This is a genomic window from Thermus sp. KWY1, assembly GCF_057547025.1.
The window spans coordinates 65,410-81,874 of sequence record NZ_BAAJPG010000005.1 but is presented as its reverse complement, the minus strand read 5'-3'; the positions used below and the strand labels follow the sequence as shown (position 1 = coordinate 81,874).

The 16,465-nt window shown below is 64.8% G+C and carries 19 protein-coding genes; 10 read left to right on the top strand and 9 right to left on the bottom strand.

Features of this window, described 5'->3' with window-relative positions; all coding sequences use genetic code 11:
• Positions 1–45: 45 nt before the first annotated feature.
• From AC27GT_RS01540 to AC27GT_RS01530, 3 genes are all read right to left on the bottom strand, one after another.
• Positions 46–1,344, bottom strand: a complete 1,299-nt coding sequence (locus AC27GT_RS01540; RefSeq protein WP_487223426.1) for an acetyl ornithine aminotransferase family protein — start codon at positions 1,342–1,344, stop codon at positions 46–48.
• 67 nt (positions 1,345–1,411) lie between these two features.
• Positions 1,412–1,960, bottom strand: coding sequence for an NUDIX hydrolase (locus tag AC27GT_RS01535; RefSeq protein ID WP_273104168.1), 549 nt, complete (start codon positions 1,958–1,960; stop codon positions 1,412–1,414).
• A complete protein-coding gene (locus AC27GT_RS01530; protein ID WP_487223425.1) occupies positions 1,957–2,343 on the bottom strand; it encodes a GatB/YqeY domain-containing protein in 387 nt (128 codons plus the stop codon). The genes AC27GT_RS01535 and AC27GT_RS01530 overlap by 4 nt, the downstream gene beginning before the upstream one ends.
• Before the next feature lie 31 nt (positions 2,344–2,374).
• Between AC27GT_RS01530 and purH the strand changes: the two genes are divergently transcribed.
• Genes purH through AC27GT_RS01515 form a run of 3 tightly spaced genes read left to right on the top strand, consistent with a single transcriptional unit; the run spans position 2,375 to position 4,462 of the window.
• Positions 2,375–3,865, top strand: coding sequence for a bifunctional phosphoribosylaminoimidazolecarboxamide formyltransferase/IMP cyclohydrolase (gene purH, locus AC27GT_RS01525; protein WP_487223424.1), 1,491 nt, complete (start codon positions 2,375–2,377; stop codon positions 3,863–3,865).
• A gap of 25 nt (positions 3,866–3,890) precedes the next feature.
• Positions 3,891–4,130, top strand: coding sequence for a hypothetical protein (locus AC27GT_RS01520; RefSeq protein WP_015716926.1), 240 nt, complete (start codon positions 3,891–3,893; stop codon positions 4,128–4,130).
• The gene (locus AC27GT_RS01515) at positions 4,121–4,462 is read left to right on the top strand and encodes a type II toxin-antitoxin system PemK/MazF family toxin (RefSeq protein ID WP_015716927.1); all 342 of its coding nucleotides are present in this window, start codon (positions 4,121–4,123) and stop codon (positions 4,460–4,462) included. Before AC27GT_RS01520 ends, AC27GT_RS01515 begins: the two co-directional genes overlap by 10 nt.
• Positions 4,463–4,506: 44 nt before the next feature.
• On the opposite strand, the gene AC27GT_RS01510 is transcribed toward AC27GT_RS01515, so the two are convergent.
• The 4 genes from AC27GT_RS01510 to AC27GT_RS01495 form a co-directional block, all read right to left on the bottom strand.
• The gene (locus AC27GT_RS01510; protein ID WP_487223423.1) at positions 4,507–5,541 is read right to left on the bottom strand and encodes a fatty acid desaturase; all 1,035 of its coding nucleotides are present in this window, start codon (positions 5,539–5,541) and stop codon (positions 4,507–4,509) included.
• A 63-nt stretch (positions 5,542–5,604) separates the two neighbouring features.
• Complete coding sequence (gene dtd, locus AC27GT_RS01505) at positions 5,605–6,063, bottom strand: D-aminoacyl-tRNA deacylase (RefSeq protein WP_487223422.1); 459 nt, start codon at positions 6,061–6,063, stop codon at positions 5,605–5,607.
• 3 nt (positions 6,064–6,066) lie between these two features.
• Positions 6,067–6,909: a DegV family protein gene (locus AC27GT_RS01500; protein ID WP_487223421.1), complete on the bottom strand. Its 843-nt coding sequence runs from the start codon at positions 6,907–6,909 to the stop codon at positions 6,067–6,069.
• The gene (locus AC27GT_RS01495; protein ID WP_487223420.1) at positions 6,893–7,735 is read right to left on the bottom strand and encodes a DegV family protein; all 843 of its coding nucleotides are present in this window, start codon (positions 7,733–7,735) and stop codon (positions 6,893–6,895) included. The genes AC27GT_RS01500 and AC27GT_RS01495 overlap by 17 nt, the downstream gene beginning before the upstream one ends.
• A 99-nt stretch (positions 7,736–7,834) precedes the next feature.
• On the opposite strand from AC27GT_RS01495, the gene serA reads away from it, so the two are divergent.
• The 7 genes from serA to AC27GT_RS01460 all read left to right on the top strand — a co-directional run bounded on the left by serA (position 7,835) and on the right by AC27GT_RS01460 (position 14,573).
• Positions 7,835–9,400, top strand: coding sequence for a phosphoglycerate dehydrogenase (gene serA / locus AC27GT_RS01490; protein WP_487223419.1), 1,566 nt, complete (start codon positions 7,835–7,837; stop codon positions 9,398–9,400).
• 157 nt (positions 9,401–9,557) lie between these two features.
• The gene (locus AC27GT_RS01485) at positions 9,558–10,001 is read left to right on the top strand and encodes a GbsR/MarR family transcriptional regulator (protein WP_015716933.1); all 444 of its coding nucleotides are present in this window, start codon (positions 9,558–9,560) and stop codon (positions 9,999–10,001) included.
• Complete coding sequence (locus tag AC27GT_RS01480) at positions 9,998–11,188, top strand: ABC transporter permease (protein ID WP_015716934.1); 1,191 nt, start codon at positions 9,998–10,000, stop codon at positions 11,186–11,188. Before AC27GT_RS01485 ends, AC27GT_RS01480 begins: the two co-directional genes overlap by 4 nt.
• A 1-nt stretch (position 11,189) precedes the next feature.
• Positions 11,190–11,885, top strand: coding sequence for an outer membrane lipoprotein-sorting protein (locus AC27GT_RS01475; protein ID WP_015716935.1), 696 nt, complete (start codon positions 11,190–11,192; stop codon positions 11,883–11,885).
• Between the two features lies 1 nt (position 11,886).
• A complete protein-coding gene (locus AC27GT_RS01470; RefSeq protein ID WP_015716936.1) occupies positions 11,887–13,083 on the top strand; it encodes an ABC transporter permease in 1,197 nt (398 codons plus the stop codon).
• Between the two features lie 9 nt (positions 13,084–13,092).
• Positions 13,093–13,776 carry an ABC transporter ATP-binding protein gene (locus AC27GT_RS01465; protein WP_015716937.1) on the top strand — a complete coding sequence of 228 codons (684 nt, stop codon included), beginning with the start codon at positions 13,093–13,095 and terminating at the stop codon, positions 13,774–13,776.
• A 26-nt stretch (positions 13,777–13,802) separates the two neighbouring features.
• The gene (locus tag AC27GT_RS01460; RefSeq protein ID WP_015716938.1) at positions 13,803–14,573 is read left to right on the top strand and encodes a hypothetical protein; all 771 of its coding nucleotides are present in this window, start codon (positions 13,803–13,805) and stop codon (positions 14,571–14,573) included.
• 4 nt (positions 14,574–14,577) lie between these two features.
• Here AC27GT_RS01460 and AC27GT_RS01455 read toward each other — a convergent pair whose 3' ends face one another.
• The gene (locus AC27GT_RS01455) at positions 14,578–15,009 is read right to left on the bottom strand and encodes a hypothetical protein (protein ID WP_126165643.1); all 432 of its coding nucleotides are present in this window, start codon (positions 15,007–15,009) and stop codon (positions 14,578–14,580) included.
• A gap of 9 nt (positions 15,010–15,018) precedes the next feature.
• Complete coding sequence (locus tag AC27GT_RS01450; protein ID WP_015716940.1) at positions 15,019–16,395, bottom strand: PucR family transcriptional regulator; 1,377 nt, start codon at positions 16,393–16,395, stop codon at positions 15,019–15,021.
• Positions 16,396–16,465 lie beyond the last annotated feature (70 nt).

Sequence of the window (16,465 nt, the reverse complement as noted above, 5' to 3'; positions counted from 1 at the left end):
CCGGAGAAGGGTCTTCTGGACCCCTTGCCCTGGGGCAGGAGGGCGCTAGAGCGCCTGGAAGACCTCCTCGAGGATCTCCAGACCCAGGGCCGCCTCCGGTTCCGTGAGGATGAGGGGCGGGGCGATGCGGAGGGCGGAAGGCCCGGCGGGGAGGAGGAGAAGCCCCTTCTTGAAGGCCAGCTCCACCGCCTTGTCCCTGAGGTCGGGCCGCTCCTCCGTTGGGGTGCCGAAGTCCAGGCCGATCATGAGCCCCCTCCCCCGCACATCCCCCAGGAAGGGGAAGCGGCCCTGCATGGCCTTGAGCTCCCTGAGGAGGTAGGCCCCCACCTGCCTGGCGTTTTCCATGAGGCCTGCCTCCAGGAGGTCCAAGGTGGCGTGGGCGGCGGCGGCGGCCACCGCCTGGCCGCCGAAGGTGGTGCCGTGGGCCCCGGGGCGCCAGCTTGCGAGCTCCTCCCGGAAAAGAAGGGCGCTCAGAGGGTAGCCGGAGGCCAGGCCCTTGGCCAGGACGTAGACGTCCGCCTTGACCCCCTCGTGCTCGAGGGCGAAGAAGAGCCCGGTGCGGCCAGCGCCCGACTGCACCTCATCCGCCACCAGGAGGATGCCGTAGCGTTCCAAAAGAGCCTTGAGCTCGGGGATGAATCCCGGCGGAGGCACCAAATATCCCCCTTCGCCCTGGATGGGCTCCAGGAAGAAGGCGGCCACCTCCTCCGGGGGCACCACGGTGCGGAAAAGGTGCTCCAGATGTTCCAGCACCGCTTTCCCCACCTCTTCCGGCCTTGCCCCCAGGGGGGGGCGGAAGGGATTGGGGAAGGGGACGTGCACCACCCCGGGAAGGAGAGGGGAGAAGCCCTTGCGGTAGGCGCTTTTGCTGGCGGTGAGGGAGAGGGCGCCCAGGCTCCTGCCATGGAAGGCCCCGGTAAAGGCCAGAAGGTAAGGCCTTCCCGTGTGGTGGCGCACCAGCTTGATGGCGGCCTCGATCCCCTCGGTGCCGGAGTTGCCGAAGAAGACCCGATAGCCTCCGCCGAGCCTCCGCACCAGCCTTTCCGCCAGGGAAAGGGTGGGCTCGTGGGTGAAGTCGGAAAAGCACACGTGGGCGAAGCGCTCCGCCTGGGCCCGCACGGCTTCCAGCACCCTGGGGTGGGCGTAGCCGGTGGTGTTGACCGCTATCCCCGCCATGAAGTCCAGGAAGATGTTCCCATCCACGTCCTCCAGGAACACGCCCTGCCCCCGGGCGGGGACAAAGGGGTAGGGGCGGATGTAGGAAGGGGAGAGGACCGCCTGACCCCTTTCCAGGAGGGCCTTGGCCTTGGGACCGGGAAGCGGAGTGTGGATGCTGGGTTTCATACGGGGCCAGTCTACCAAGCCCCTGGCCCCTTTCCCAGGCACACTTTATGCAGCAGAAGATGGCTTTTTACAGGAGGCCTTCGGCTTCCAGGTGGGGGCGGGCGTAGAAGAGGGTGAGGGCGGTGGAGGCGTCCTGGATCTCCCCGGCCTCCAGGAGGCGGTAGACCTCGGGAAGGGGGAGTTCCACGGTTTCCAGAAGCTCCCCGTCCTCGAGGGCCGGCTTGGCCACCACCTCCGCCTGAAGGGCCAGGAAGGGGTGGAAGACCACCGCGGTGAAGGAGGGCTGGGGGTGGAAGGGGGGAAGGGGGAAGAACCGCCTGGCTTCGGCGCCCACCTCCTCCAGAAGCTCCCTTTGGGCGGCCTCCAGGGGGGTTTCCCCGGGATCCACCTTGCCCGCAGGGATCTCCAGGAGGAACTTGCCCGTGGGGTGGCGGTACTGGCGGATGAGGAGGGCGGTGGCCTTGTCGGTCACGGGAAGGACGAAACTCGCCGCCACCGGCCCCGGGCGGTAGATGTAGGTGAGCTCCTTGCCGGTGTGGGTGCGCAACCTTTCCCGCACCAGCCTTACGGGCTCGGAGAGGATTTCTTCCAGCTCGAGGCGCTTCCAGGGGCTCATCTCGCCAAGCGCTCTATCACCCGGCGCACCTTCTCCCCGGGGGCCCTGGGGCCCAGGGCCTTGGTCACCACGCCTATGGCCGCTAGGGGGGTCTTGAACTGGGACAGGTCTATGTTTTCCCGGATCCAGGCCTCGATCTCCTCCTCGCTCATCTCCTTGGGAAGGAAGCGGTCCAGGAACTCCACCTCAAAGGTGTTGCCCTGCTCCAGGGCGATCTCGCGCAGGGCCTTGAGCACCTTCACCGCCTCGGCATCGGGCAGGGGTTTGCCATCCCCTTTTCGGTCCAGCTCCGCCTTCACCACCCGGGCGAAGTCCAGGGTCTTCTGGTCCCGGGCCTTCATGGCCTCCTTGATGGCTTCCTTGATGGCCTCGTAGATGCTCATCCCCCTTAGTGTAGCCGGTAGAATGCGCCTTATGTGGGCGCTTCTTTCCGTTTCCGACAAGAGGGGGCTCGTGCCCTTCGCCCAAGGGCTTTTACGGCTGGGTTATAGGCTCTTGGCCACCGGGGGTACCCACAGGGCCTTGGTGGAGGCGGGGCTTCCCGTCACCTACATCTCGGACTTCACGGGTTTTCCCGAGGTCCTCGAGGGCCGGGTCAAGACCCTCCACCCCAAGGTGCATGCGGGGCTTCTCGCCCGGCCCGACCAGGAGGAGGAGCTCAAGGCCCTGGGCTTTGAGCGGATCGGGGTCCTGGCGGTGAACCTCTACCCCTTCCGGGAGACGGTGGCCAGGGGGGCGGATTTCGCCGAGGCCCTGGAGCAGATCGACATCGGGGGCCCCGCCATGCTCCGGGCGGCGGCCAAGAACCACATGGCGGTCCTGCCCGTGTGCGACCCTGAGGACTACCCTCGGGTGCTTCAGGCCCTCGAGGAAGGCCCTTCCCTTGAGTTCCGCAGGGAGCTTGCCCGCAAGGCCTTCGCCCACACCGCCAGCTACGACGCCGCCATTGCCGAGTGGCTTGCCGGGGAGAAGTTCCCCCCCGAGAAGTTTTTGGTCCTCAGGCGGGAAAGCCCCTTGCGCTACGGGGAAAACCCACACCAGGAAGCGGCCCTTTACCGGGTTTATGAGGAAAGGGGGCCTCTTTTGGAGGCCCGGGTCCTCCAGGGCAAGGCCATGAGCTTCAACAACTACCTGGACGCCGAGGCCGCCTGGAACCTGGTCTCGGAGTTTGAGGGCCCTGCCTGCGTGGCCATCAAGCACCAGAACCCCTGCGGGGTGGCCTTGGGGGAAGGTCCTTTGGAGGCGTACCGGAAGGCCTATGAGGCGGACCCGGTTTCCATCTTTGGGGGCATCGTGGCCTTTAACCGGGAGGTGGACGGACCCACGGCGGAGGCCATGAGGGAGGTCTTTTTGGAGGTGGTCCTGGCCCCGGGCTTCACCCCGGAGGCCCTGGCGGTCTTTTCCCGCAAGAAGAACCTCCGGCTCCTCGAGGTGCCCTTCCCCGCCCAGGGAGCCTACCTGGACTTGAGGCGCCTTAGGGGTGGGGTGCTTCTCCAGGATGCGGATACCCTGGATCCCATGGAGCCCAAGGTGGTCACGCAAAAGGCCCCCACCCAGGAGGAGTGGCAGGACCTCCTCTTTGCCTGGAAGGTGGTGAAGCACGTGCGGTCCAACGCCATCGTGGTGGCCAAAGGGGGCCAGACCCTGGGCATTGGGGTGGGGCAGACCAACCGCTACGCCTCCGCCAAGCATGCCCTGAAGACCGCCAAGGAGAAGGCCAGGGGGGCGGTATTGGCTTCGGATGCCTTTTTCCCCTTTGACGACGTGGTGCGCCTGGCGGGGGAGTTTGGCATCAGCGCCATCATCCAGCCCGGGGGAAGCGTGCGGGACGAGGATTCCATCCGGGCGGCGGACGAGCTGGGCATGGCCATGGTGTTCACCGGGGTGCGGCACTTTAAGCACTAGGCGCACATGGAGTATGATGTTACGTGTGAAAGCCCATGTGCGCTACACCATAAGCCTGGATCCTATCCTGGCGCAGTACGTGGAGGAGATGCGCACCCGCCTGGGCCTTACCAGAAGCGAGGTGTTCGCCTTGGCCCTGAAGCGTTTGAGAGAGGTGGAGCTTGCCCAGGGGTACCGCGACCTAGCCAAGGATGCTGATTTTCTCCAGGATCCCCTCCTGGACTCCGGCTTGGAGGAAACCCTGGCAGAGACCTCGTGGAGCTGAGAAGGGGCGACATCCTCCTAGTAGACTTTGACCCGGGAAGTCCCGGGGAGGCCGCCAAGGTGCGGCCCGCCATCCTGGTGACCAACGATGTGGCCAACGCTTACTCCCCGGTTCTGGTGGTGGTGCCCTTAACTTCCAACATTTCCCGGATTTATCCCTTTGAGCTATTCCTTCCTGCAGACCGCACCGGTTTGGACCGGGACAGCAAAGCCCAGGTCCAGCTCATCCGCCATGTTCACCGCAGAAGGGTTAGGGCGCACCTGGGGACGCTTCCTGGGGATCTTCTAGAGGCTTTGGACATTCGGATTCGGGAGCATTTGGGTCTTGAGTAACCAAAAAGGAGCCCCGCAGGGCTCCTTTAAACCCAAGGGAGCGCTTAGTAGGCCTTCTTGCCTTGGGCTTCCCGCAGGCGCTGGTGAGCCTCCTTAAAGCCCACCAGCTTCCGGCTTTCCTCATCGTAGAGGTGCATGTCGGCGAAGGCGATTTTGAAGGCATCCTTGAGGGTAACCGTGGGGGCCACCTTCACGAGGTCCACCTCCTCCTGCACCTTGGGCAGGAGGTAGTTGGGGATCTTGGGGGCCAGGTGGTGGATGTGGTGGAAGCCGATGTTCCCGGTGAGCCACTGGAGGACCCTGGGAAGCTTTAGGTAGGTGCTCCCCTCCATGGCGGCCTTCAAGTGCTCCCAGCGAGGGTCGTGCTCCCAGTAGACATCCTCAAACTGGTGCTGCACGTAGAAGAGGAAGATGCCGATCATTCCCGCCAGGTACTGGATGGGCAGGTAGACGAAGAGGAGGGTCTTAACCCCGAAGAAGACCACGATTCCCGCCAGCAAGAGGGCCAGGAAGAGGTTGGTTAAGGCCACGGAGTTGCGCACAGAAGGCTTGTCCGAGCCGTAGCCCAGAGGAAGCCGGTAGGAGAGCATAAAGACGTAGATGGGCCCCAGGAAGAACATGATCCAGGGGTTCCGGTAAAGGCGGTACTTGAGCCTGTCCCAGGGGCTGGCCTTGAGGTACTCCTCCAGGGTCATGGTGTAGATGTCCCCCACCCCCCGTTTGTCCAGGTTGCCGCTGGTGGCGTGGTGCCGGGCGTGGGATAGCTGCCAGTGGTGGTAAGGAACGAGGGTCAAGACCCCGGCGAGGAAGCCCAGGAGGTCGTTCATCCACTTCCTGGGGAAGAAGGAGCCGTGGCCGGCGTCGTGCTGCAGGATGAACAGGCGGACCAGGAACAGGGCGGCTGCGAAGTCCAAAAGGAGGGTCAGGGCCAGGGAAACGGAAAGGGCCTTGTGGGCCAGGTAAAAGAGGAGGAGAAGGGGAAGAAGGGTGTCCGCCACCTGGCGCAGGCTTCTTAGGGTGTTGGGCTTGGCGTAGGGCTTGATGAGGGGGATCCAGTCTTTGGGTTCTATCTTTTTCATCTTTACCCCGTGCCCGGGAGCACGCCCCATTCTCCCCGGGGCCAGGGTGAGAGGGGTGAGAGGCTACCTCGGCCTAAGGCGCTCCTCCGAGTCCAAAAGGAGGGTGACGGGGCCGTCGTTCACCAGGTGGACCCGCATGTGGGCCCCGTAGATGCCGGTTTCCACGTGGACCCCCTGCTGGAGGAAGGCCTCTATGGCGGCCTCGTAGAGCCTTTTCCCCACATCGGGGGGTGCGGCCTTGAGAAAGGAGGGGCGGTTTCCCTTACGGGTGTCCGCGTAAAGGGTGAACTGGCTCACTAAAAGCACCTCCCCCCCCACCTCCTTGAGGGACCGGTTCATCTTGCCGGCTTCGTCCTGGAAGATGCGCAAGCTTACGATCTTGCGGGCCAGGTAGTGGGCGTCCTCCACGGTGTCCTTTTGCCCCACCCCCAGGAGGACCAGAAGCCCGAGGCCGATCCTGCCCACCTCCTCGCCTTCCACCTCCACGAAGGCCTCGGAAACCCGTTGCACCACCGCCCGCATGCTTCACCCCCTGGGCCCGGCGAAGAGGGCCACGGTGCCCGGGCCTGCGTGGACGCTCACCGCAGCCCCTGCCCGCAAGGTGCCCAAGACCTCCACGCCTTCCGCCCTCACGGCCTCGCCCAAGCTCCTGGCGCCCTCCGGGTTGCCCGCATGGGCCAGGTAGACGGGGCCCCCATCCGGGAAGTCCCGGCGGAAGAGCTCCACCAGCCTGCGCAGGCCCTCCTTGAAGCCCCGCACCCGGGGGCCAGCCAGGACCCGGCCCCCCTTGACCTCCAGCACCGGAAGGATGCTGAGAAGCCCGCCCATGAACCTCTGCAGGCCGGAGATCCGCCCGGAGCGGTGCAGGTAGATAAGGGTTTCGGGGAGGACATAGCCCCGCACCCTCTCCCGGTAGGGGGCAACGGCTTCCTCCAGGTGTTCCCAGGCCACCCCTCTTCCCAGAAGCCGGCGGGTTTCCTCCAGCACCAAGAGGAGGCCCCCGTTCAGGGACCAGGAATCCAGCACCTTGACCCTTTCCCCGAACTCCCGAGCCACCGCCATGGCGGTGGCCACGGTTCCCGAGAGGTGGCCGGACACGTGGACGGAAAGCACCCGCTCGTGGGTTTGCAGAAGGGTTTCGTAGGTGGAGCGCAGGTCCTCGAGGGCCACCTGGCTGGTGGAAAGCCGCTCCCCTCGGCGCAGGAGGTCCAGGACCTCCTCGTCGGTGATGTCCAGCTGGTCGCGGAGGGTTCTATTCCCCCAGATCACCTGCTGGGGCACCACGTGAATACCCTGTTTTAAGGCCTCTTCGGAGCTCAGGCCTAAGGTGGAGTCGGCCACGAAGGCTACTTTAGAGGCTGTAGGCATAGAACCCGTAGGTGCCGGGCCCGGTGTGGCTGGCGATCACCGCTCCCAGCTCGCTCACCAGGGCTTCCTCCACGGGAAGGCTCGAGGCCAAAACCATCTCCTTAAGCTCCCTTACGGCGTTTTCCTCAGCGCTATAAAGGAAGAAGGCCCGGATGTGCTCCCTTCCCCTGGCCCAGGCCTGGAAGTCCTTGAGGATCTCCTCCCTGGCTTTCCTTTCCCCCCGGGCCCGGCCCGCCGCCTCCACCCGGCCTTCCTTCAGGGTCAGGATGGGCTTGATGCCCAGGAGGGTGCCCAACAGGGCCTGGGCTCCGCCGATGCGCCCCCCTCGCTTCAAAAACTCCAGGGTGGCCACGCTGAAGCGCACGAAGTGATCCTGGCGGATGCGCTCAAGCTCGCGGATGACCTCCGGCAGCGCCTGGCCTGCTTGCAAGAGCTCGTGGGCCCGCAGGACCATCATGCCTATCCCCAAGGAAGCGGCCTGGCTGTCAAAGACGGTGATCCGCTCGGGAAAGTTTTGTGCCGCAAGAAGGGCGGACTGCACGGTGCCCGAGAGCTTGGCCGAGATGTGGATGGAAAGCACGTGGTCGGCCTCCTGCAGGGCCTCCTGGTAGGCTCGCTGGAAGTCCTCAGGGGAAGGCTGGCTGGTGGTGGGAAAGGCCTCCCCCTCCCGCACCTTCTTGAAGATCTCCTCGGGGGTGATCTCCTCCCAGTCCCTGTAGATGCGTCCTCCCAGGTTCACGTAAAGGGGCACCACCCTTACCCCCAGGCGTTCCCTTAGGGGCCTGGGTAGGTCAGAGGTGGAGTCGGTGATCAAGGCTACCTTCATATCTCCTCCTTATGCTCCCGGACAAGATACCACAGGCTTGTGGTGTAGTGTAGCGGGCTTGTTGCTCTTAAAGGGGCTTTCTGCTAGGGTCAAGGGTATATGTGGCGGGTCTTGGTGTCCGACGAGATGCGGCTTGGGGATGTGAAGTACCCAGGGGTGCTTTTGGACTACCGGCCGGGGATCGGGCGGGAGGAGCTTTTGGAGATCATCCCCGCCTACGATGCCCTCATCACCCGGAGCCGAACCCAGGTGGATGCCGAGCTACTGAAGCGGGGCAAGCGGCTCAAGGTGGTGGGACGGGGCGGGGTAGGCGTGGACAACGTGGACCTCGAGGCGGCAAGCCGCCTGGGCATCCTGGTGGTGAACGTTCCCGAGGCCAACACCCGCTCGGCGGCGGAGCTGGCCTTTGGTCTTCTCTTGGCGGCGGCCCGGGGCATCGCCCTTTCCGACCGCAAGATCCGTGCCGGGGAGTGGGACCGGAAGTTCCTGGGCCTGGAGCTTAAGGGGAAAACCCTGGGCATCATCGGCCTGGGAAGGATCGGAAGCCAGGTGGCCCGCTTCGCCAAGGGGTTTGAGATGCGGGTCTTGGCCTACGACCCCTACATCCCCCGGACCCGGGCGGAGAGCCTGGGGGTGGAGCTCCTGGAGGACCTTTCCGACCTCCTTCGTCAGAGCCACTTCCTCACCGTCCACACTCCCCTCACCGAGGAAACCCGGGGGATGATCGGGCGGAGGGAGCTCTACCTCCTCCCCCGGGGGGCGGTGGTGGTGAATGCCGCCAGAGGGGGCATCGTGGACGAGAAGGCCCTGTTGGAGGTGTTGGAGGAAGGCCACCTGTTCGCCGCGGGCCTGGACGTGTTTGTCCAGGAGCCTCCCCCCAAGGACCACCCGCTTCTTAACCACCCGAAGGTGGTCCTCACCGCCCACCTGGGGGCCAACACCTTTGAGGCCCAGGACCGGGTGGGGGAGGCGGTTTTGGAGCGGGTGGTGCGCACCCTGGAGGGGGATCTTTCCTATGCCCTGAACACCGGGTTTGATCCCGAGGCCCTCGAGGCCCTGAGGGGGTTCCTGCCCCTGGGGGAGGCGTTGGGGAAGCTTCTTGCCCAGATCACCCGGGGCCGGCCCGAGGTGCTGGAGGTAAGCTTCCTGGGCCGGTTTGAAAAGGACCCCGAGCCCGTGGCCAGCGCCGTGGCCAAGGGCTTCCTCTCGCGGGTGCTGGGGGAGGAGATGGTGAACCTGGTTTCCGCCAGGCCCCTCCTTAAGGACCGGGGCATCCGGCTTGTCACCCGCAGGCAGGAGGAGGCGGGGGAGTACACCAGGCTTCTGGAGGTGCGCCTTGCCACCGACCAGGAGGAGCGCCGGGCCCGGGGGGTGGTGATGGCGGGTAAGCCCCGCCTGGTGGGGATTGACGACTATGCCCTCGAGGTGGTGCCGGAGGGGTACATGCTGGTCTGCATCAACTACGACCGCCCGGGGGTGGTGGGCCAGGTGGGAACCCTCCTGGGCGAGGCCGGGGTGAACATCGCCGGGATGCAACTGGGCCGGGATGTGCCGGGGGGAAGGGCCCTTTTTGTTCTCACCGTGGACGAGAAGCCAAGCCCGGAGGTCCTGGAGGCCCTTAGGGCCTTGCCGGTGCTGGAGAGGGTGGATCTGGCGGAGCTTTAAGCGCTGGATGGGAATCCTGCGGAGATGGGTGCAAGAGGAGAGAGGTAGCACAAGCGATTTTAATCGTGAAAAATAGTCCATACATGCTTAGATCTCAGGGTCTGAACACCCAAAGTTCTGACTTTACAGAACAAGCCGATCAAACTATCCTAAGGCTATGGACTCTGCCCTGAAGCGCTGGGTGGAGGAAACCGCCCTCCTTTTTGAATCGGCGGGCCTTCCCCGGATGGCGGGCCGGGTCCTCGCCTACCTCCTGGTGGCCGAGCCCCCGGAAAAGAGTGCCAGGGAGATCAGCGAAGCCCTTTCCGCCAGCAAGGGGGCCCTGAGCCCTGCTTTAAACCTTCTTGTCCGGCTACACCTGGCGGAGCGCCTGCGTCGTCCAGGGGAGCGTGCAGACCGCTACGCCGTGCACCCCGGGGCCTGGAAGCGGCTTCTTATGGAAAAGGCCCGGGCCCTTGCCCTCTACAGGGAGCAGGCGGAAAAGGGACTGGCCCTGGTGGGGGAGGAAAGGGGGGTAAGGCTTAGGGAGATGCGGGACGTTTATGCCTTCTTTGAGCGAGAGCTTCCCAAGCTTTTAGAGAAGTTTGCGGAGGAGGCATGAGCCTTCTTAAGCTGGCCTGGCGCAACGTGCTAAGGCAGCGGCGGCGCACGGCCCTCTTGTCCCTGGTGGTGGTCTATGTAACTGTGGCCGTCCTTTTTTTGTTCGGCTTTCTGGATGGGTACGGGGAAAGCCTTGTAGAGGCTTACGCTCGATATGTGGAGGCCCCGGTGGTGGTGGCCAAGGCGGCCTGGTGGGAGGATCCCGATCCGGAACATGGGCTTGAGGACTTTCCCGACCTTACCCATCCCTGGGTCCAGGCGCAAAGCCCCAGGTTTTCTCAGTACGCCCTTCTCCGGTCCCCTTACCGCCTGGAGGGAGGGGTTTTCCTGGGGGTGGATCCCGAAGGGGAGAAAAGGCTTTCCCAGGTACCCTACAAGGTGGTGCAAGGGCGCTGGCTTCAAGGGCCGGGAGAGGTGGTTCTGGGCTACCGCCTGGCGGAAAGGCTGGACGTCCGGGTTGGGGAAAGGTTGGTGGTGGAAACAGGGAAGGGGGCCTTGGGCTTCAGGGTGGTGGGCCTGGTACGGGCCGGGGTGGGCAACGTGGACTTCACCGGGGTTTACGGCCACCTGGAGGATGCCAGGCAGCTTGCGGGGAGGAAGGTCCAGGCCACCCACCTGGCGGTGGGAGTTCCTAAGGGCAAGGAGGAGGTCGCGGCCAAGGCTTTAAACCGCATCCTGCCCCAGGACCTCTTGGCCAAGGGGGTTTGGGACCTTATGGGGCCTATCCGGGCGGACTACGAGGGGAGCCGCCTCTTCTATGTACCCTTGATGGGGCTTTTCATGGTGCTAGCGGCCATCGCCGTGGTGAGCACCACCTATGTGAGCGTACGGGAGAGGCTGAGAGAGTTCGCCGTGGCGGAAAGCCTGGGCCTGACCCCGGCCCGATTGGCAGGGCAGGTGGCCCTCGAGGCGGCCTTGACCAGCGGCGTGGGCTTGGTTGCCGGGCTCCTCCTCGGCTACGCCCTTCTTTGGTACACGTCCACCCACGATGTCTTTGGCCCCCTCATGCGCCTTTCCGTGGAGCTTTTGCCTGAAGCGGGCCTTTCCGAGCACCTGTACACCTCCCTCAGGCCCGTCTACGCTCTTTACGCCAGCGCCCTGGTGGGAGTTTCCGCCCTTTTGGCCCTCCTTTTCCCGGGTAGGTTGGTCCTGCACCTGGATGTTTCCCGGTACGTGAAGGGGGAGTGAGATGAAGCGGATGGCTTTCCCGCTCCTGATCCTAACCGCCTTGGCCGTGGCGCAAGGCCCGCTGGAAAAGTTGAAGCTGGCCCTGGACCACCTGCGGGGGCCGGCCCATCAAGGGGTGTACCTCTTGCAAGTGGAAAGGCCCGGCTCGGTGCGCACCTACCGGCTTAAGGTTTACGCAGATGGCGACAGGGCCCACCTACGGGTCCTGGAGCCCAAGAGCGAGGCAGGCCAGGCGTTCCTTTCCCTGGGGGAGGACCTCTACTTCTACGACCCGCGGTTAGGGCGGACCTTGCGCCTGCCCCCCACGGGCCGGGGTGAGCGGTTTTTGGGTTCGGACCTCACCTACCAGGACCTCTTGGGTCGGGACCTGGAGGAGCTATTCCAAGTGGGCGAGGTCCAGGGGGTATTGGTGCTTACGCCCAAACCCACAGCCCCTACCCCTTACGGCAGGGTGGAGGTGTACTTAAAAGACAGCTTGATTGAACGCATCCTCTACTATGACCAGCGGAACCAGGCGGTACGGGAGCTGAAGCTTTCCGCCTATCACCGCCTGGACGGGGCCTACCTCCCCAGGGAGATGGAGTTACGGGATCTGCAGAGGCCCGGGTATCGCACCCTCTTGCGGATCGCCGAGGTCCAGGCGGGGCCCGTGCCGGAACGGTGCTTTAACCCCCTTTACCTGGAAAGGGGGTGTTAGGGTGCTGAGATTGGCTTGGCGGAACCTCCTCAGGACCCCGGGGCGGAGCCTGGTCACGGGGGGTGTGGTGGCCCTGGTAGTCTTCTTGTCCTTGGTCTTCCTCTCCGTGTACGCCGGGGCCTTTGACGCCTTCTACCGCCTGCTCTTGGAGAGAACAGGGCACCTGGTGGTGCGGGTGGAGGGGTACAAGGAGAAGGAGGATCTGGAAGGCCTGGCCTTTTTCCCGCCGGAGCTACCCCTACCCGCCGGGGCCAGGGTGGAGGGGGTGATGGAGGGCGGGGCCCTTCTTATCGCCGGGGAAAGGAGCCGGGCGGTGGTCCTGACAGGGCTGGAGGCCGAGGGCCTTGCCCGGCAAAGGTCCCTGCTCCGGTCGGGGCGCCTGCCGAGGGCTTCGGGGGAGGCCCTTTTGGGCGAGGCCTTGGCCAGGGCCCTCAAGGTGGGGTTAGGGGATGAAGTGGTGGCCTATGCCCCTGGGAGCCTGGGCCTCGGGGCCTATGCCTTCCGGGTGGTGGGCCTGGTGGACCTGCCGGAAACCCACCTCGAGGCCCGGACCCTTTTGGTGCCCCTCAAGGACGCCCAAGCCCTCCTGGCCCCGGGCCGGGTCACCCGGCTGGAAATCCGGCTTTCCGGGCTGGGGCTTTATGACCTGAAACCCCTGGAGGAGGTCAAAGCGTCCCTTAGCCCGCACCTGGAGGGGCTTTGGGTGGAAACCTGGCTGGAGGCCAACCCCATTTACGCCGCCCTCCTGCCCCTATACGACGCCATTATGGCCGTGTACGTGGGCATCTTCTTCGTTCTAGGAGGGCTTATCCTCCTCAATGCCCTTTACCTTTCCCTGGTGGAAAGGGTGCGGGAGTTTGGGCTTCTTGCGGCCTTGGGGCTTGCGGGAGGGCGGGTCATGGGCTTGGTCTTTTGGGAAAGCCTTCTCCTGGTGGGGGTGGCGGGCTTGGTGGGGATGGGGTTGGGGCTCCTTATGCATTTGGAGCTGGCCGATGGTTTCCGCCTGCCCCTGCCCCAATGGATCCTGGAGCAGTACCGGGAGTTCGGCTTGCCGGAGGTGCTTTACGGGCGGCTTGGAGTTAGGGAGATCCTTCTCACCTGGGCCTACGCCGTGGGGGTGGGCATCTTGGCCGCCCTGTGGCCAGGGTATCTGGCCTCGAGGCTGGAGCCTGTGGAGGCCATGCGCTATGTGCCTTAGGAGGAGGGTATGCCCATCATAGAGGCCAAAGGGGTTTGGAAGGTATACCGGGGCGACGGGGTGGAAACCGTGGCTCTGAGGGGGGTGGACCTGGCGGTGGAGGCGGGGGAGTTCACCGCCTTGGTGGGACCTTCAGGTAGCGGCAAGAGTACTCTTCTTCACCTCCTGGCGGGTCTCGACCTGCCCACGGAAGGGGAGGTTTGGCTTGGCGGGGTCCTGCTTTCCCGGCTCTCCCGGGGTAAAAGGGCCCGGATGCGTCTGGAAAAGATTGGGCTAGTCTTTCAAGCGTACAACCTTTTGCCCGTTCTCACCGCCCTGGAAAACGCCGCCTTCGTGTTGGAGCTTAGAGGGGTTTCCCGGGCCGAGCGGGAGAGGAGGGCCCTGGCAGCCCTGGAGGCTCTGGGCCTTAAGGATAAGGCGGGCCGCTTTCCCCGCCAGCTTTCGGGAGGCGAGCAACAGCGAGTGGCAGTGGCCCGCGCCCTGGCGGCGGAGCCCCTCATCGTCCTGGCGGACGAACCCACGGCCAACCTGGACTCTAGGAACGGCTTGGCCTTGATTGAGCGCATGAAGGCGTTAAATCAGGATCGAGGGATAACCTTTCTCATCTCCACCCATGATCCCAGGCTTTTGGAGCACGTCAAGCGGATCGTGCACCTGGAGGATGGTTCCATCATAGGGGAGGAATGGCGTTAGGCCTAGGGTCGTTAGGCATAGGGTCCATGCGTAGCCTTTGGTTACTTTTTCTCCTATCCTCCGCCCTTGGCCAGGGTCTGGAGCTCGGGGCGTTTGGTCTGGGGGGCCATCCCCCTACCGCCTACGTTCGCCTTTCGGGGCAGGCGCTAGGGGAGCGGATGCGCCTAAGCTATGCTATAGCCCCTTACTGGCGGTTTGGGCTTGGGGAGGGGGGTATTTCCTTGGAGCAGCTTTATCTGGTTGTGGAGGGAGAGGACCTCGACCTTACCCTAGGCCGCCTTCCCTTGACTTTAGGTGAAGGGCGCCTCTTCCCCTTCTCCTGGGACCGCTTGGGTCCGGCGGCCGGCATGGAGGGAGTCTGGGGGGTTTTCCTCACCGGCTATGGGGAAGCCAGATGGCGGGTTGGGTACTTCCTGGACCAAGGGGTTTTGGCCGAGGTGGCCTTGCCGGACCTCCGGGTTTTTGCTTTTTCCCATGGCGTGGGGGTGGCGGGCAATATTCGCCTGGGGGCAGGAGTAGCCTACGGGGAAGCCCTCCTGACCAGGTGGGAGCCAAGAGGGCTTGTGGGCATTACCTGGGCCCTAGAAGAAGGACAACTCCTGGTTGAGGTTGTGTATCCCTGGGCCTGGGGTGGGCGCTGGCTGGGAGGGAGTGAAGGCGTACTTTACTGGCTACAATTCATCTACCGGGAGGGCTTGGGATGGGGGGTGGGTCTTGAGCTGGAGGGACTTAGCCTGAGCATGGGGGGTGGGGAAGGGCTATGGTCCTGGCAGGTGGCCTGGCGGGGGGAGTTTTAGGAGCTTAGCGCTTCTTACCGAACCCGTAGACCAGTTCCTCCCCCTTGCGCACCACCAGGAGGATGGCGGACCGGCCCAGGCTGTCCTTGAGGAGGTAAAGGCTTCGCACCTCCCCGTCTATGGTTTTCTCTTCCTGCCTCTCCACGAAGTAGCCCGCGGCGGCGAAGCTGGTGAGCACCTGCTGGACGAAAGCAGCGTGGAGCCTGCTGGCGATGCCTTTGGCCACGAAGGCCTCGAGGGCATACCCCTTGGCCTCGGGAAAGCGAAGGAGGAGGGGTTCAGGGTTTTTGGCCTTGTAGCTTCCCGTAGGCAGGCGCACCGCTGGGTCCAGGCTGGAGGCCAAGGCCACCACGGCGGTGGCCTCCAGGAGGGTCTGGGCAAAGCCCACGCCGCCCAAAAGCAGGAGGACCAGGAGAAGCACCCTGGGCTTTGGCATATAGGGATCTTACCCCATCAGGAGGTCTCGGGCCTTGAGGGCCAGGTGGACCTGGGCCAGGACCTCGGGTCGGGACAGGGAACCCAGGGCGGCTTCGATCCGCTTGAGGCGGTAGCGCAGGGTGTTGGGGTGGATGTGGAGGGAAGAGGCCGCCTCTTCCACGCTGCCCGTGGCCATGTACACCTCGAGGGTCTTCAGGAGCTTCGGGGGAAGGGGTAGGTAGCGCTCCACCAGGGCCTTCAGGTCCTCGGGGGATTGCTGGAGGAGCACAAAGGCCACGGGATCCAGGCCGCTGAAGGAAAGGGCCTCCCCCGCCCGGGCCGCCTTGAGGGCGATGAGGGCCTCGCGGTAGGCGTTTTGCACCTCCTCGCCAGCGGCGTGCACCGCGGAATACCCCAGCCGGCTCCCCGGGGGCAGGGCAGAAAGGAGGTCTTGCGCCTCCTTCTTGGGGTTGTGCACCTGCCACATGGCCGCCAGGCGGTTTCCCCGGGTGGTGAGGAGGTAGGGCACGCCCAGCCGGTCCAGGAAGGTGCCGGCCCGGCGCCTTAGTTCCAGGGTGGCTTCCCGCCTCTGCTCCTCCGCCAGCCGGTGGCGGCCCGGTACCGCCTTGGGTTCCACCAGGGCCAGGACCCACTCCACCCCCTCGGTAAAGCCGAAGGCAAAGAGCCGGTCGGGTTCCGCTTCCCCCAGGATGAGGCCCTCCAGGAGCGCCCCGCCCAGGGATTCCTCCCGCATCCTTTCCAGGGAGCGTTCCAGGGCCCGCACCCGGAGGAGCCGGGCGGCCACCTCCAGAAGGCCCCGGGCCTGCCGTAGACCCTCCTCCTCCCCGTAGGCCACCAGAACGCCCTCCCCTGCCTCAAGGGAAAGCCATCCCCGGCCTTCCCCGGGCTCCTTGGGGTGCTGGGGAGGCACGGGGCCGGCAAATCCCAGCACCTCTCCCCAGGGGGCTACCCGGGCCAGGGCCAGGCCCGTGGCCTGGTAGAGGACTTCCAGGAAGGGCCTTTCCGGAAGCCTCAACAGGAGGTCCAAAAGCCCGGCCATCCCCAGGCCCGAGCCCAGGTGGAAGAGGCGCAGGGCCACCGCCTTGGCCAGTTCCTCCCGCTTCAGCCAAGGAGGGTAGACCGCTACCCCCAGGCCCTCCTTCCGGGCATACTCCAGGAGTTCCGGGTCCGGGGCCGGAAGGAGGAAACCGGAGGCGGTGCGGTAGCGCCAGAGGTTTCCCTCGGGACGGGTGAGGAGAAGGGCTCCCTCCAGGGGCAGGAGGGGCTTGGCCTCCTCCAGGAGGTAGAGGACCGGCCTATAGGAAGGGACCAGGACCTCGAGGCCCAGGTCCTGGGCCAGATGGAGGAAGGTAATGGAGGTTTGGCTAAACTCTGGCATGGGCATTGTTGGTTTGCACAATATACCCGCCTCGACCAGGGTGCAAGGGGGGTCGTTTTGTACCAAGGAACAAATA

What these genes read in the sequence shown, in the direction of transcription:
- AC27GT_RS01480 (WP_015716934.1), top strand. Translation starts at nt 9,998, where the DNA reads ATGAGCCTTCTTAAGCTGGCCTGGCGCAACGTGCTAAGGCAGCGGCGG.
- AC27GT_RS01535 (WP_273104168.1), bottom strand. Translation starts at nt 1,960, where the DNA reads ATGAGCCCCTGGAAGCGCCTCGAGCTGGAAGAAATCCTCTCCGAGCCC.
- purH (WP_487223424.1), top strand. Translation starts at nt 2,375, where the DNA reads ATGTGGGCGCTTCTTTCCGTTTCCGACAAGAGGGGGCTCGTGCCCTTC.
- AC27GT_RS01540 (WP_487223426.1), bottom strand. Translation starts at nt 1,344, where the DNA reads ATGAAACCCAGCATCCACACTCCGCTTCCCGGTCCCAAGGCCAAGGCC.
- serA (WP_487223419.1), top strand. Translation starts at nt 7,835, where the DNA reads ATGTGGCGGGTCTTGGTGTCCGACGAGATGCGGCTTGGGGATGTGAAG.
- AC27GT_RS01510 (WP_487223423.1), bottom strand. Translation starts at nt 5,541, where the DNA reads ATGAAAAAGATAGAACCCAAAGACTGGATCCCCCTCATCAAGCCCTAC.
- AC27GT_RS01460 (WP_015716938.1), top strand. Translation starts at nt 13,803, where the DNA reads ATGCGTAGCCTTTGGTTACTTTTTCTCCTATCCTCCGCCCTTGGCCAG.
- AC27GT_RS01475 (WP_015716935.1), top strand. Translation starts at nt 11,190, where the DNA reads ATGAAGCGGATGGCTTTCCCGCTCCTGATCCTAACCGCCTTGGCCGTG.
- AC27GT_RS01455 (WP_126165643.1), bottom strand. Translation starts at nt 15,009, where the DNA reads ATGCCAAAGCCCAGGGTGCTTCTCCTGGTCCTCCTGCTTTTGGGCGGC.
- AC27GT_RS01450 (WP_015716940.1), bottom strand. Translation starts at nt 16,395, where the DNA reads ATGCCCATGCCAGAGTTTAGCCAAACCTCCATTACCTTCCTCCATCTG.
- AC27GT_RS01485 (WP_015716933.1), top strand. Translation starts at nt 9,558, where the DNA reads ATGGACTCTGCCCTGAAGCGCTGGGTGGAGGAAACCGCCCTCCTTTTT.
- AC27GT_RS01530 (WP_487223425.1), bottom strand. Translation starts at nt 2,343, where the DNA reads ATGAGCATCTACGAGGCCATCAAGGAAGCCATCAAGGAGGCCATGAAG.
- AC27GT_RS01500 (WP_487223421.1), bottom strand. Translation starts at nt 6,909, where the DNA reads ATGCCTACAGCCTCTAAAGTAGCCTTCGTGGCCGACTCCACCTTAGGC.
- AC27GT_RS01465 (WP_015716937.1), top strand. Translation starts at nt 13,093, where the DNA reads ATGCCCATCATAGAGGCCAAAGGGGTTTGGAAGGTATACCGGGGCGAC.
- AC27GT_RS01495 (WP_487223420.1), bottom strand. Translation starts at nt 7,735, where the DNA reads ATGAAGGTAGCCTTGATCACCGACTCCACCTCTGACCTACCCAGGCCC.
- dtd (WP_487223422.1), bottom strand. Translation starts at nt 6,063, where the DNA reads ATGCGGGCGGTGGTGCAACGGGTTTCCGAGGCCTTCGTGGAGGTGGAA.